We start from the raw sequence: 13,237 nt of genomic DNA, 5'->3' as shown, positions 1-13,237 counted from the left end.
ATGTCGGCCATGGCTGTTTTTTACAGGATCATTTGACGCAACAGAAGGTAACCACGATGACGAACGAGGCAATACGCATGGAAAGCGATTCCATGGGTGACATCGAAGTTCAAGCCGACCGCTACTGGGGCGCCCAGACTCAGCGTTCCCTGCAGAACTTCAAGATTGGCGGCGAGAAGATGCCGCCCGCCCTCGTCGAAGCGCTGGGTATCCAGAAACTGGCGGCAGCCCGCGTCAACCGCGCGCTGGGTCAGATCGACAGCAAGATCGCTGAAGCCATCGAAGCGGCCGCTCAGGAAGTCGCCGACGGCAAGCTGCTGGATCATTTCCCCTTGGTCGTCTGGCAGACTGGATCGGGCACACAGTCGAACATGAACGCCAACGAGGTCATCGCCGGACGCGCAAACGAAATCCTTACCGGGAAGCGTGGCGGCAAGGAACCGGTACATCCAAACGACCATTGCAATCGGGGGCAGTCGTCAAACGACACCTTCCCGACAGCAATGCATATCGCCGCGGTCCGCGAGATATCTAAAACGACCCTGCCCGGGCTGTCCCGGTTGCAGGCGGCCCTCGCCGAGAAGGCGGCCAGCTTCAATGATATTATCAAGATCGGCCGCACCCACTTGATGGATGCAACGCCCCTTACGTTGGGTCAGGAATTCTCAGGATACGCCCAGCAATTGGCTTACGGTGTCAAGCGGATCGAGGGAACGCTGGAACGGCTCGGCGAGCTCGCCCAAGGCGGAACCGCTGTCGGAACGGGACTGAATGCTGTTGAAGGCTTCGCCGAAGCATTCGCGGCTGAGGTTTCCAGTATTACCGGTTTATCCTTCACGACGGCACCCAACAAGTTCGAGGCACTGGCCGCTCATGATGCCATCGTCGAGGCCTCCGGTGCGCTGAATACCGTCGCGGTCTCGCTGATGAAGATCGCAAACGACATTCGGTTGCTGGGTTCCGGCCCGCGTTGCGGCCTGGGCGAGATCCTGCTACCCGCAAACGAGCCTGGCTCTTCGATCATGCCTGGCAAGGTCAATCCGACTCAGTGCGAGGCCATGACCATGGTTTGCACCCAGGTAATGGGAAATCATTCGACGATCACGATTGCCGGGTCGAACGGTCATTTCGAGCTGAACGTCTTCAAGCCGGTAATGATTTACAACCTCCTGCAGTCTGCAAAATTGATCGGCGACGCCAGCGATTCCTTCCGCAGCAACTGCGTCGACGGAATTGAAGCCGACGCGGCCCGCATCACGGCCCTGATGAACGAGTCCCTGATGCTGGTCACGGCATTGAACCCACATATTGGATACGACAACGCCGCCAAGATCGCCAAAAAGGCCTATGCCGAGAACAAAACCTTGAAGCAGGCCGGAATCGATCTTGGCCTGCTGGACGAGAAGCAGTTCGACGCTTGGGTCAGCCCTGCCGACATGCTGGGCCCTCGCAAAGCCTGAAGGTTCTTCCAAGGAGAGCTGGACCGTGCCGCAAGCGCTTAGAAAACGCTCCGTCACCATCGCGGGTCACCGCACCAGCTTCTCGCTGGAGGACGCGTTCTGGCAAGAGTTGAAGAACTGGGCGAGCGAAGAAGACCGTTCCCTGAACGAACTGGTGGCCCAGATCGACGGCGCGCGCATCGACGACAACACAGATGAGGGTCGCGGTGTGAACCTCTCCAGCGCACTTCGTCTGGCGATCCTCGCCCGGCTTCGCGAACGGCTTGACCGCGCTACTTCTTCTTGAGGCTCTTGAGGATGCCCTTGACCAAGTCGTTCGTCTCTGGCTGATGCTCCTCTCCAGGAACCGGCGGTCGTGAAGGTGCCGGGGCGGGTGCCGGGGCGGGTGCGACCTGCTCAGTGGTCGTGGGGGCAGGTTTAGGCGTCGGCGTGGCCAGCGGGGTGGATTCCTGCTGTGGTTGCTGGGTCGGTACGACCGTCTTGCTGGCTGCGCCCGTCACTGGCTCGATTTTGCGAACCGTCGGTGCCGCTGTGGGTGCAGTCTGCTGAAGTGGGGCCTGTTGGATTATCGGCGCCTGAGCCGGCGCCGGACTCGGAGCGGCTGTTGGCGCTGACGTCGGGGCAACCTGCGTACCGGGAATGAGCCCGGGCACCAGCTTTTGCAATTGTCCTTCAATCCCTTGCTGTATCTGCTGTTGAGGCGCTTGTGCGCCGCTCAACGCCTGTCCGCCGACCTTTAGGCTTGGGGAGTCCAATGGCCCCTTTGCCGTGACCGTGAGGAAGGGAACGTCGCCGTCTTGCTGCCGGAACAGCTTGCTCTCCAAATCCAGAAGCCAGCGCGGTAAATCCGCCGTCATCCTCGCTCTGGCCGTCGCGCGATCACTTTCAAGCAGCAGATCGTCGGAAGTCACCACGCCCTGCTCGGTCACATGGGTTCCCGACAATCGCGCCTCGCGGCCGGCAAAAGCGGAAAACACACTGTTAGTCGCATCCGCCAGTCCCCGAACCTGCCCGACCTGCTGACCCAAGATGCCCACGAGCAGATTTGCCGCCTGCTCCTGCGTCTTCGCCTTCAACGTCACGCGCCCATCGATTCGTCCTCTGCCCGCCAAATTTGAGATCATGGCTCTTTGGGAAACGCCTTTGGTGCCCATCGTTCCCGTCAGGCTTACGGGCCCCGAAATCCGATCGAAATCAGCCAGGACACGCAACGCGGCTTCGCTATCGATATCCGTGAGGTCATAGTCACCTGAGATCGCCGGCGTGCCGTTGGCATCGATCACCCCGGTAAGGGAGACGCGGCCGCCAAAACTGCGGCCTGTAAGGCGCTCCAGGGTCAGGCGTCCAGCCTTGAGTGCCGCGCTCACTCGAGCATCACTCAGGCGGTAAGGCGCCAGCACCAGATGGTCGGCCGTCAAGGTCAGGCGGCCGTCATATGCCTGTAAGGCCGTCAAATCGATAGCCTCATCGGACCAGCGCTCTTGGCCTCCCTTCTTACTGTTGTCTACTTTACCGGTCGTCGCCCGGTCGGCATCGCTCCCTGAACCGCTCAGCGCGGATAGAACTGCGAGATCAAGTTCCCCCGCGTAGAGTTCGGCTTCCAAGGCCGGCCGATCGTCCATCATATAGACGAGCGAGCCCTTTACTTCATTGGCGCCCAGTTTCACCGATAGTTTGTCAGCCCGCCCTTCCCGGCTCGTCCCTCGTAGCGTCGATGCCAGGTCCAGCGGTTGCGCGATCCCGGCAGAAGAATCGGCCCCCGAGCCAAAGGACTGCACAAGCGCCCCGGCATCGGGATGATGCAATTCAACGGATTGCTCGAAAGCGATGGGATCGTTGCCAGGCTGCAGCACACCGCGAAGGCTATAGCGACCCTGGCCCAGGGTTCCTTCGAGCATGTTCTCGAGGTGATCGCCACTGCCTTTCAATCGTCCGGCAATCGTCAGCGCACCCGGGTTTGAACCGTTGGGCGCAGAGACGCCCAAGGCCGCCAACAACGAAAGCGGCTTAGGCGCGTTCAGGGTGATCTGCAAATCGACTTCAGGCGAGCCCGAAACCGGTAGGGTAAGCGGTCCCTTCAGCAGTGCCTCGGCCTCTCCTAAGCTGACCCGGCTGTCGAGATCGAACCGACTGCCATCGCCTTTGGCCGAAGCCTCGAAACCCAACGCTCCCAACGCTCCCAGGGCGGGGCCGCCAGGTTGAAGCCGCGCCAATAGGCGCTCACCCGCCGGATGCTTTCCAGTCAGCGTCAAATCAAAGGTTGCAGGCTGCTTCAGCGGCGAGACCACCCCACGCAAACTAAAACGGCCACCTAGCGTTTCCAACGTACCCTCCAGATCGAAGCGGCCCTCCTTGCTGGCAACACTGCCAACCAAATGGCTGTCCGCCAGGCGGTCGAGCAAGGGATGCTGCACGGCGAAAAGTGACGCCAGTGCCGCCGGTTCCTGTGCCGTAAGTTCCAGGTCCAAGCGCCCGTTCGGATTCGTGGAAAGGTCCGAGAAAGTTCCGCTGGCTTCCAGCCGCGCATTCGCAATCTTGCCGACAAAAGCTCGGCGCAAGGTTACTTTGCCCGCCGCCAAGGTCCCGTCGAGATGGAGTTGCTCGGCCGTCTTGCCGCGATAAGTGATTTGCTGGGCGCGCAGGTCGAAATTCGCATCGACAGCCTCAAGCAAAGCAAACGGCGAGGGCCGCTCCTCGCTGCTTGAACTCCCTGAGGAATCGTGAGCGCTGCCGTCGGCAGGAAAATAAGCGTCCAGATCGAGTTTATCGAGCGTCAGACCTGCCCCCAGCCCAAGGCGCGGCCCGGTCACCACGGCAATACCGCCGGTTACACGACTGACATCGACCTGCAGATCGATATCGGTAGCCGAGAAGCTGTCCGGCACACCTTGCAGGCGCAATGTCAGGAGACTGCGGCGCAGACGGTCAGCAGGCACCTCGCCAATAGACACCCCCATCCAGGACAGAACCGAACGTAGATTGTCGGAGGCAAATTCCAGATCAACAGAGAACTGCGGCTTCCCTTCAACCGCCCGCAAGGTGCCGTTAGCGGAGAAATCCGAGCCTCCGGGTACCTGAGCCTGAAACCGCTCCAAGGTCATCAAACCGTCGGCCAGAGTACCGCCCAGGCGCAATTGCCGCACGACCTGACCGCGATAGATCAGCACTTCGGATGACAGGTCGAAGGAAAGGTTCATCTCCGATGGGAGAGAAAAGTCGGCCTCTCCGGGGTCGAGCGAATCGCCTGGGGTTGCCGTCGCCGTGTCCGAAAGAGCCAACAGGCCGTCTAGGTCGACTCTGGCAACCTGAAGATTGAGGTCGATATCGAGGGGGCTTGTGCCAAGGTTCGTCGAAAGCTGTCCCGCCCCCTTGATCTCGCCTAACGCCAACTCGGCATCGGAAAGACTAACCGCGCTATCGTTGGCCGAGAGTGTCCCGGCCAGCGTGAAGGGCTGTCCAAGCAGAGGGGCGTTTCCCGACTGCCCCGAAACTCCGGCAATAAGCCTGTCCAGGCGGCCGGCCGTCATTTGCAGGTTTCCCTCCAGGCTCGGCTTGCCGGTCAACTCGATTACTTTACCGAGGAACTTTAACTCGGCGCCCTCGCGAGGAAGCGCCAGTTCCAACGCCAGGGGTGTTTCGGTTCCATCGATTCGCCCTGCGCGCAGATCGACCGCCAGCGGCAGCCCACGGGCATCAAGGCTTCCGTTGATCCGAAAGGGCCCAGTGAGCGACTCCGCGGAGAGTTCCACAGCGATTTTCTCCAAACGCTCTTCAACGCCTGCTGCCCCATCGCGGTAAACCAGAGCCGACTCCGCGATCAGCACCTTTTGCAACGTGACTTGAGAGAGAAGGCCTTGGCCCCGACCGGGCTCGGCTGCGGACCCATTTCCCTTGGACGCCCCGCTGAAAGCCCAGTTCACACGACCATCGGGTAACCGTTCCAAGAGTATCTCGGCTTTGCGCACCTCGATCCGGCGTATCTCCAGGCGGCGCTCCAAGAGTGCCAGCGGGGCCACCTCAACCAGCAGCCCCCCCAGCGTCAACATTTCCGGCTCGCTACCGCCTTCGATGTTGCTTATCGCCACACCTTCCACGGAAAAAGTCGTGCTCGGCACGATGCGCAGGCTTATGTCGCCGGCAATTCTCACTTCGCGGCCAGTCGCCTGCTCAATTTCCGCCACCAACTCACCGCGATAGGCGTTCCAATCGATGAAGCTCGGCGCCACGATTACGGCCGCAATCGCGAGAAACAGAAGGCCCAACAGGCTGACTAAGACTCTCTTCACTTACGCTTGACTCCCTGTTCGCAGGAGGCGTCCGCCCCTCGCCAGAAGGCCAGACTATCGTTTTTTGTTTGTTCAGCATAATAGAAGGCCGCCCAGCGACCATAGCTCTTCTTAACCAACGCCAATTTCCCTACATTTTTAGCTAAATACATTATTTTGAAAAACTTGAAGCAATTTTTCACGGAGCAGGCCTAAAGGCTTGATCCCAGGTGCGATCTCAGTAACGCCACAAAAGAACCATAATTCCTACGGCATAACTGTGTCATAAATGCCACTGTACGATTACATAGCCTATTTCTTGGAATACTAACGAATTTATACAAATCATAAATACAGATCATAAAACAAGTACTACAAACAACAGACATCTATTGTTTGATATCTTCATGCGCCGCTCAGCTCATGACTGCCATGCAGGCGATTCTTCCTGGTTGACCACTGCAGGTAAATGAATATCTTAACGGGCAGTTAATCGCTGTCTTCCGCGCAGGGGACTTATCGGGGGCGGTTAGCTCAGTTGAAACAAGAACGAGAGTGGGAATGATGAAGAACAGTTTCATCGTTACACCGACCCGTGTTTCGAAAAGAATTCTAACGTGGGTTTTGGCCGTATTGGCCTTGAGCATCACAGCGCCTTTACCGCAGGCCTCGGCAAATCTCGCGCCGACCGTGGATAAAGAGCTGGAATGTTTGGCTTTGACGCTCTACCACGAAGCACGTGGAGAGCCGGACGAAGGGAAGATCGCGGTAGGTTACGTGGTGTTGAATCGCGTTGCCGACGAGCGCTATCCCGACAACATCTGCGGCGTCGTCAAGCAGGGCGGCCAAGAAGTCCTGAATCGCTGCCAGTTTAGCTGGTGGTGCGATGGGCAGAGCGACCACCCAGCCAACGCCAAGGCGTGGAAACGTTCCGTGGCGCTGGCGCGTGCCATTTTCTGGGGCTACGCCAAGGACCCGACGCAAGGCGCCGTCAGCTATCACGCGACCTACGTCAAGCCGAGCTGGCGCAAGAAGCTGGTTCAAACGGTGAAGATCGGGCAGCACATCTTCTATTCGACGCCCGAGGCCGCCGCCGATAAGAACATTGGACAGCCTTTGGCCAAGCCGGGCCTGCAGACAGCGAACAGCAACTGATTGTCGCGAAGGGCGACAATGCCCGTCGGCATTCTTGATTGCACTCAATCAGGCGCTGAAGATCTTCCCGGGGTTCATGATCCCCTGAGGGTCCAGCGCCTGTTTTAGTGTGCGCATGACGGCCACCGCTTCACCCTGCTCGGCCAGCAGGAAGCCTTTCTTGCCATAACCCACGCCGTGCTCGCCCGTGCAGGTGCCGCCCATGGCGATCGCCCGCATGACCATCCGCTCGTTATGTGCGCTCGCTCGCGCCAGTTCCTCGGCATTCTCCGGGTCGATCAGATAAACAAGATGGAAGTTCCCATCGCCGACATGTCCGACGATGGGCGCCAGCAAGCCGGACTCTTCGATATCCTTCTGGGTTTCTCTGATGCACTCGGCCAGACGCGAAATGGGCACGCAAACGTCGGTCGGCCATCCCCCTGCGCCCGGGCGCAGCGCCAAGGCGGCAAAATAGGCGTCGTGCCGGGCTTGCCATAATTTGTTGCGCGCCTCGGCAAGGGTTTCCCAACGGAATTCCCCGCCGCCGTTCTCCGCGGCGATGGCGCCGACCATCTCCGACTGCTCACGCGTACCTTGCTCAGTACCGTGGAACTCGAAGAAGAGCGTCGGCTGCACCGGGTAATTCAAGGAAGAATAGCGATTGCAGGCATCCATCTGCACGGCGTCAAGCAACTCGATGCGTGCGACCGGCACCCCCATTTGAATGGTCGCGATCACGGTATCTACGGCCCCCTCCAGACTGTCGAACGAGCAGACCGCCGCCGCTATCGCCTCGGGGATACCGTAGAGCCGCAGCTGGACCTCGGTGATGACGCCCAGTGTTCCCTCAGAGCCAACGAAGAGCCTGGTCAAATCGTATCCGGCCGATGACTTGCGTGCGCGTCCCCCAGTGCGCACGATCCGGCCATCGGGCAACACGACGGTCAGGCCCAGTACATTCTCCCGCATCGTGCCGTAGCGAACGGCGTTGGTACCTGAGGCGCGCGTGGCCGCCATACCCCCTAACGAGGCATCCGCGCCGGGATCGATCGGAAACATCAGCCCCTGGTCGCGCAAGTAGGTATTCAATTGCTTGCGTGTTACCCCGGCTTGCACGCGGCAGTCCAAGTCGGCTTGATTGACCTCCAGGATTGCCTTCATCCCGGAGACGTCGATACAAACCCCGCCCGCCAGGGCCGCGATATGCCCCTCAAGCGAGGTGCCGGTCCCGAAGGCAACGACTGGTACGGCATGGCGGGCGCAGATCTTGACGATCTCCGCCACCTCCTCGGTGCTCTCGGCGAAAGCGACGGCATCAGGCGCCGCGCCCTCATGATACGAGACATCCTTGCCGTGGTGTTCGCGCACTGCCGCGGCCGTCGACAGGCGCTCGCCCAGCAACGTTTTCAGTTCAGCAACCGCAGGTCCAGCGTCGCATTTTTTTAAAGCAGGCAAAGTCATGGGGCATCCTCCAACGATTGCTGTTAAGAATAGTCAAATCGCAGTCTTTGACTAGCCGTCACGCCATCAATCTGGATAAATCATGCCTGATCTCTCGCCCTTCCTGACAAACCCTGAGTTTCCCCTGGCCATTGGATTTGTCGTTCTCGCGGGGCTGGTGCGCGGGTTTTCGGGATTCGGCTCGGCGATGGTTTTATCCCCGTCTCTAGCCTGGCTCTATGGCCCCCAGGTCGGGGTGCCGCTGCTGTTGTTGCTGGACTTGGTCGTCGCCTTGCAGATGATGCCCGAGGCGCTGCGGACCGGGCACAAGAGAACGCTCAGAACCTTGTGTCCAGCGGCGCTCGTCGGCTTGCCGATTGGGATTTGGGCACTCGATGTCATGCCGGCAGAGGTGCTTCAGCGCACCATCGCTGCTGTCGTACTCTTGGCCGTTGTGGTCATGGCAATGAAGCCGCGGCGAGAAATGCCCGGAACAGGCGGCGCCTTGATCGCCGGGGCATTGTCCGGAATCACCAACGGCGCCAGTGGCATGGCCGGCCCGCCCGTGATCCTGTTTTTCCTTTCCGGCGGTAACACACCGGCCACGATACGCGGCAGTCTCAGCCTATTCTTTCTCTTCACCGATTTAATCGGGTGCATCGGCTTGATCATTGTCGGGAAGCTGACCCTGCAGGTTGCCGCGCTTGCCGTCCTGATGGTCATTCCTCTGGCGATAGGGACGCTTCTCGGTACCGTTCTGTTCAATCGAGGGGCCTCTCCTGCTCTCTACAAAGGCCTTGCGTTGGTGATCGTCGGTGCCGTCGGTGTCATGGGGTTGATCCTTTGAGCCGTCATACACCCTCTTCTATCTGCCGTGCGTACTCCACCGCATCGAAGTAACCCATGGATTGGGCGACCCGGCAATCCTCCGACAAGCGCCAGGCCTCCCAACCGCTGACACGCACGCGATTACCGGTTCCCCCAGATCCGCTGTTGGTGCCTTCCAGCGTCCAGAGAAAGACCGCATCATTGCCTGCAAGCCTGATGTCGTCGAGATAGACCACGAGGTCTGGAAACGCGTCGTAAAAGCTTTGCGCAACCTCCGCAATAGCCGCCCGACCGATTGTAGGTTCACCGTGGTTGATCGTGATTCGGCCGTCTTCCTCATAAAACGATGCAACCGCAACAGGGTCGTGGGAACTCCAGGCTCTAGCTTAGCTTTCCGCCATTGTTCGAACTGCGTCCAATGTCAAAGGCATCGTTTTCTCCTCTGCTTTTTCAGCCGTGACTCGGCCCGGAAGTCCTGGGCCGTAATGTCTCCTTCTCGAGAGCCTAAAACTTGAAGGTGAGATTCAGGGAACCGAAGCGATCGGATTCTTCCTGTTCATCGAACTCCGGACTGCGCAAGACGAAGCTGTAGGACAGGCGCACTTGCTGAAATTCCAACGCCAGGCCCATCTGCAAATCGGCGACAAAAGGCTTCTTGTCTACCGAATGGCTGTCTCTAAAGGTATTGCCGTCCAGGAAGATGTTGCGCAGTACATAACGGCCCTCCGTTCCGGCATAAAGATACCAGGAAAAGCCTCTTTGCGGCCTGAACAGAGTGGCGCCCACTTCACCGGGGCGATTGAAAAGCGGTCCGAAATCGCCGGGTAGATCGGCGCCCAGGCGCAAGGTTGCTCCACCCCCGGCGAAGGTATGGACGTTACCAGCAGCACCGGTTACATGCGGCATGACATCGACGCCGATGTCCCAATCGGGTAGCAGCGCCTTGTGAAAGCGCCACTTCTGCTGATAGGCGACCAGTATGGCAGGTTCATTCTTGATTTGGTTGCCCCATCCCTTCGGTTCCCCCGCGCCCACCAGTTCATGCACGAAGGTCTGGGTTTCGTCACCCAAGGAATAGGGGCCGACCACACCCAGATCCAGCGTCAGACTGCGTAGTTGGTTCCGTGTTTCGGAGACCAGGGATATACCGCCGTGCAGCCAGCCGCCGTAAGGTCGCTCGTCAGGGATCAGCGCCTCAACGCTGATATCCTCCGGCGTGAACATGGACTGCCCGACGTGCAATGCAACGCGGCGCTTATCATCTTCTCCATGGCCGGGCAGGATATCCCAGAGCTCGATAGGCAACCCCAGGGTCTCGTTCTGAGGGGACAACAGGGAAGCCATGACGCCGTTGGTGTAATGCCGGTCCGTATCGGCAACGGTGTCATTCTCCCAAACCAGACTGAGGCCCCAACGGTCATCCGGCGGAATCGCCTCTTCCTGCGCTGCGGCCGGCCCGATCATCCCCAATAGGATGGCCACTGGTAAAAGAAGCCAGAATGGGCCGCAATCTTTCAAGATTCGCTCTCCGCTTCGGCTTCCATCGCGACGAGCCCTTCAGAATCGATGATCCACAAGCCCCCGTCCGCAGCGCCCGCGGCGGTGAATCCTTCGCCCGTGAAAATAGGGCGCAGTGCGCGAAACCGGTAGCCGGTGACCAGCGCACGCGGATTGTGGGCTCTAAAAAGCTCCAACGCCAACGTGGCCAGCAAGGGACCATGCACGACAAGCCCCGGATAACCTTCCTCGTCGCGGGCATAATCCGCATCGTAGTGGATGCGATGGCCATTAAAGGTCAAGGCGGAGTAGCGAAACAACAACACCGGGTCGACGCAAAACTCGCGCTGCCAGCGCGGCTCCGCCTGCGGCGGTTTGCCTGGCGGTCGTTCGAACGCTCCGGCGGCAGGTTGCCGGTAAACGATATCCTGCTCTTCCGTGACCGCGGCAATGCCGTTGACGCTGATGGTATGGATCGCGGTAACAAAAGTGAGCGGGCCGCTGCGGCCTTGCTTTTCCTCGATGCGGGTCACCTCGGAACGGCGTTCGGCCCTAACGCCCAGCGGTATAGGACGATGAAAAATCAAACGGCCGCCTGCCCACATGCGGCGCGCCTGCGCGACCGGCGGCAAAAAGCCACCGCGTTCGGGATGCCCATCCGGTCCAAGCGCATGGTCGGGAGCGACCTTCCAGAAGTAAAGCCAGTGCCATAGCGGCGGCAGGGTATCGCCGATTTCAAAGGCGCGCTCCTCAAGATCAAGGCTCGCCTGCATGGCACGCGCGCGCATCAGGTCCACGTGATCGGAGATTACTTCCGGCTTGGCGGTCCAGTTCCCTTGCTGCAGGGCTTCGGTCATGCGAGCGCTCCTTGCTCTGATCGGCTGGGCTCCGATCGGCTGGACAGGTCTTCTATCCGCCACTTTAGGCCATTGGCCCCATCCGTTGGCAAGTGAAGTCTAGCCAAGGCATTGGCGATGGGCCCCTCGTAGGTGAGGCCGGCGCCGCGTCGAACGGCCCAGTATACACCGCCGTGCGCAACGATGAGGGGTCTTGCGCCACGAGTCCGGGCGTCTTGCAGGCAACTATTGATCGCCGTCAAGGCACGAAAGACGAATGCCTCGAAGCATTCGGCACCCGCAGGCGTGTGATGGCCTGACTGCCAGGCCTCATACCATGATCCCGAACCCCGCTCCGTGATCTGCCCCTCCATTTCCCCGAAGGAGGCCTCCCGCAGATCGTCGACGCTTCGCATCGGAAGACCGAGTGTTTCATTGACGATTTCCGCCGTACGCCGCGCCCTCGCCAACGGCGAATGGTAAATCACCGTCACGCCACTGTGCGCCAGGGCATCACGTGCCGCTTCGGCCTGACCTATGCCCTTCGCGTTCAAAGCCACATCGGTTCGGCCCTGTAGGCGGTTCTCCTTGTTCCAGTCCGTCTCGCCATGCCGCAGATAAATGAAGGGATAGGGATGAAGACGGCTCATAGGGAAAACTCCCGGCGCAAGGCTTCGCCCTGCTCATCCAGCGCGGGCACCGGGCCCGGTTGCCGCAACCGTCCATCGAAACTTGCCGGCGGTGCCGGCATGGCGGCGGAACCGCCGGGCGTCTCCACCTTAACTTCGCGAAGGGCCGGATGCCGCAGAAGGTCCGGCACCTCGCTCACCCGACCGAAGGCCACCTGTGCGGCTTCCAATGCGGCGGCAAGCTCTTCCAGGCCATGACAGGCAAAATGCTCGGCTATCAAAGCGTCCAATGCGGACCGGTTGGCCACTCGTTGCGCATTGCCCGCATAGGCGGGGTCTTTCAGCAAATCTGGCCGCTGCAGAACCTGCTCGCAGAGCCGCATCCATTCGCGCTCGTTCTGGATGGAGATGACGATCCACTTACCTTCTTGGCTCGCGAAGGCTCCGTAGGGTGCGATGGAGGGATGAGCCAGACCGACACGCTCGGGCGCCTTTCCGCCATACCTGCACTGCAGGAACGGCACTGTCATCCAATCAGCCATCGCAGCAAAAAGAGAAAGCGAAATCGCCTTGCCGCGGCCGGTCCTTCCCCGCTCTATGAGCGCCTCCAGAATTGCCTGATAGGCATACATGCCGGTGCCGACATCGACAACCGAAACACCGACCCTGCCGGGACCTTCCGGGCGGCCCGTCACCGAAGCTAGACCACTCTCGGCCTGCACAAGCAGATCATAAGCCCGCATTGCGGCGTAGGGCCCTTCCTCGCCGTAGCCGGAAATCGAGCAGGTGATGAGGTTCGGGTAACGAGCCGTCAGGTCTTCAGCGCCGAAACCCAAACGCTCCGCCGCGCCCGGCCCCAGGTTCTGCAGAAAGACATCGGCCTTGGAAACAATGCGCTCCAGCAAGGCGCGGTCCGCATCGTCCTTGACGTTCAGCGCGATGGATTCCTTACCGCGATTGAGCCAGACAAAGTAGGTAGACTCACCCATGACCGCGTGATCGTAGCCGCGTGCGAAATCGCCTTCGGGACGCTCTACCTTGATCACCCGCGCGCCCGCCTCCGCCAGCTTGCACGAGCAGTAGGGCGCGGCGACGGCCTGCTCAAGCGCCACGACTAGAATGCCGGATAAGGGACCGGGCATGAA

The 13,237-nt window shown here is 60.1% G+C and carries 10 protein-coding genes and 1 pseudogene; 4 read left to right on the top strand and 7 right to left on the bottom strand.

What is annotated here, in order from left to right:
- The first annotated feature begins 56 nt into the window (after positions 1-56).
- Together fumC and ABIE63_RS12895 are read left to right on the top strand one after the other, a co-directional pair.
- Positions 57-1,460, top strand: coding sequence for a class II fumarate hydratase (fumC, locus tag ABIE63_RS12900; RefSeq protein ID WP_354504931.1), 1,404 nt, complete (start codon positions 57-59; stop codon positions 1,458-1,460).
- Positions 1,461-1,485: 25 nt separating this feature from the next.
- Positions 1,486-1,746, top strand: coding sequence for a ribbon-helix-helix domain-containing protein (locus ABIE63_RS12895; RefSeq protein WP_354504930.1), 261 nt, complete (start codon positions 1,486-1,488; stop codon positions 1,744-1,746).
- Here ABIE63_RS12895 and ABIE63_RS12890 read toward each other — a convergent pair.
- Positions 1,733-5,746 carry an AsmA family protein gene (locus tag ABIE63_RS12890; RefSeq protein WP_354504929.1) on the bottom strand — a complete coding sequence of 1,338 codons (4,014 nt, stop codon included), beginning with the start codon at positions 5,744-5,746 and terminating at the stop codon, positions 1,733-1,735. The two genes, ABIE63_RS12895 and ABIE63_RS12890, sit on opposite strands and share 14 nt — an antisense overlap.
- Before the next feature lie 540 nt (positions 5,747-6,286).
- Between ABIE63_RS12890 and ABIE63_RS12885 the strand changes: the two genes are divergently transcribed.
- A complete protein-coding gene (locus ABIE63_RS12885) occupies positions 6,287-6,880 on the top strand; it encodes a cell wall hydrolase (RefSeq protein ID WP_183417768.1) in 594 nt (197 codons plus the stop codon).
- A gap of 48 nt (positions 6,881-6,928) precedes the next feature.
- Here ABIE63_RS12885 and ABIE63_RS12880 read toward each other — a convergent pair whose 3' ends face one another.
- Positions 6,929-8,323, bottom strand: a complete 1,395-nt coding sequence (locus tag ABIE63_RS12880) for an FAD-linked oxidase C-terminal domain-containing protein (RefSeq protein ID WP_354504928.1) — start codon at positions 8,321-8,323, stop codon at positions 6,929-6,931.
- 82 nt (positions 8,324-8,405) lie between these two features.
- On the opposite strand from ABIE63_RS12880, the gene ABIE63_RS12875 reads away from it, so the two are divergent.
- Positions 8,406-9,149, top strand: coding sequence for a sulfite exporter TauE/SafE family protein (locus tag ABIE63_RS12875; protein ID WP_354504927.1), 744 nt, complete (start codon positions 8,406-8,408; stop codon positions 9,147-9,149).
- Positions 9,150-9,153: 4 nt separating this feature from the next.
- Here ABIE63_RS12875 and ABIE63_RS12870 read toward each other — a convergent pair.
- The 5 genes and pseudogenes from ABIE63_RS12870 to ABIE63_RS12850 form a co-directional block, all read right to left on the bottom strand.
- Positions 9,154-9,501, bottom strand: a pseudogene (locus tag ABIE63_RS12870) (nuclear transport factor 2 family protein); the annotation flags it as partial.
- A gap of 133 nt (positions 9,502-9,634) precedes the next feature.
- A complete protein-coding gene (locus ABIE63_RS12865) occupies positions 9,635-10,648 on the bottom strand; it encodes a lipid A deacylase LpxR family protein (RefSeq protein ID WP_354504926.1) in 1,014 nt (337 codons plus the stop codon).
- Positions 10,645-11,484, bottom strand: coding sequence for an acyl-CoA dehydrogenase (locus ABIE63_RS12860; RefSeq protein WP_354504925.1), 840 nt, complete (start codon positions 11,482-11,484; stop codon positions 10,645-10,647). The genes ABIE63_RS12865 and ABIE63_RS12860 overlap by 4 nt, the downstream gene beginning before the upstream one ends.
- Complete coding sequence (locus ABIE63_RS12855) at positions 11,481-12,113, bottom strand: histidine phosphatase family protein (RefSeq protein WP_354504924.1); 633 nt, start codon at positions 12,111-12,113, stop codon at positions 11,481-11,483. Before ABIE63_RS12855 ends, ABIE63_RS12860 begins: the two co-directional genes overlap by 4 nt.
- The gene (locus ABIE63_RS12850; protein WP_354504923.1) at positions 12,110-13,234 is read right to left on the bottom strand and encodes a CaiB/BaiF CoA-transferase family protein; all 1,125 of its coding nucleotides are present in this window, start codon (positions 13,232-13,234) and stop codon (positions 12,110-12,112) included. Before ABIE63_RS12850 ends, ABIE63_RS12855 begins: the two co-directional genes overlap by 4 nt.
- Positions 13,235-13,237 lie beyond the last annotated feature (3 nt).

The organism is Limibacillus sp. MBR-115 (assembly GCF_040549425.1).
GTDB lineage: Bacteria > Pseudomonadota > Alphaproteobacteria > Kiloniellales > CECT-8803 > Limibacillus > Limibacillus halophilus.
Note: the sequence above shows the minus strand (reverse complement) of the source record. Positions and strands in the feature narration are given on the sequence as shown.

Bases quoted from the DNA above. Each gene is read 5' to 3' on its own strand.
- fumC (WP_354504931.1), top strand. From the start codon at position 57: ATGACGAACGAGGCAATACGCATGGAAAGCGATTCCATGGGTGACATC.
- ABIE63_RS12885 (WP_183417768.1), top strand. From the start codon at position 6,287: ATGATGAAGAACAGTTTCATCGTTACACCGACCCGTGTTTCGAAAAGA.
- ABIE63_RS12880 (WP_354504928.1), bottom strand. From the start codon at position 8,323: ATGACTTTGCCTGCTTTAAAAAAATGCGACGCTGGACCTGCGGTTGCT.
- ABIE63_RS12875 (WP_354504927.1), top strand. From the start codon at position 8,406: ATGCCTGATCTCTCGCCCTTCCTGACAAACCCTGAGTTTCCCCTGGCC.
- ABIE63_RS12860 (WP_354504925.1), bottom strand. From the start codon at position 11,484: ATGACCGAAGCCCTGCAGCAAGGGAACTGGACCGCCAAGCCGGAAGTA.
- ABIE63_RS12855 (WP_354504924.1), bottom strand. From the start codon at position 12,113: ATGAGCCGTCTTCATCCCTATCCCTTCATTTATCTGCGGCATGGCGAG.
- ABIE63_RS12850 (WP_354504923.1), bottom strand. From the start codon at position 13,234: ATGCCCGGTCCCTTATCCGGCATTCTAGTCGTGGCGCTTGAGCAGGCC.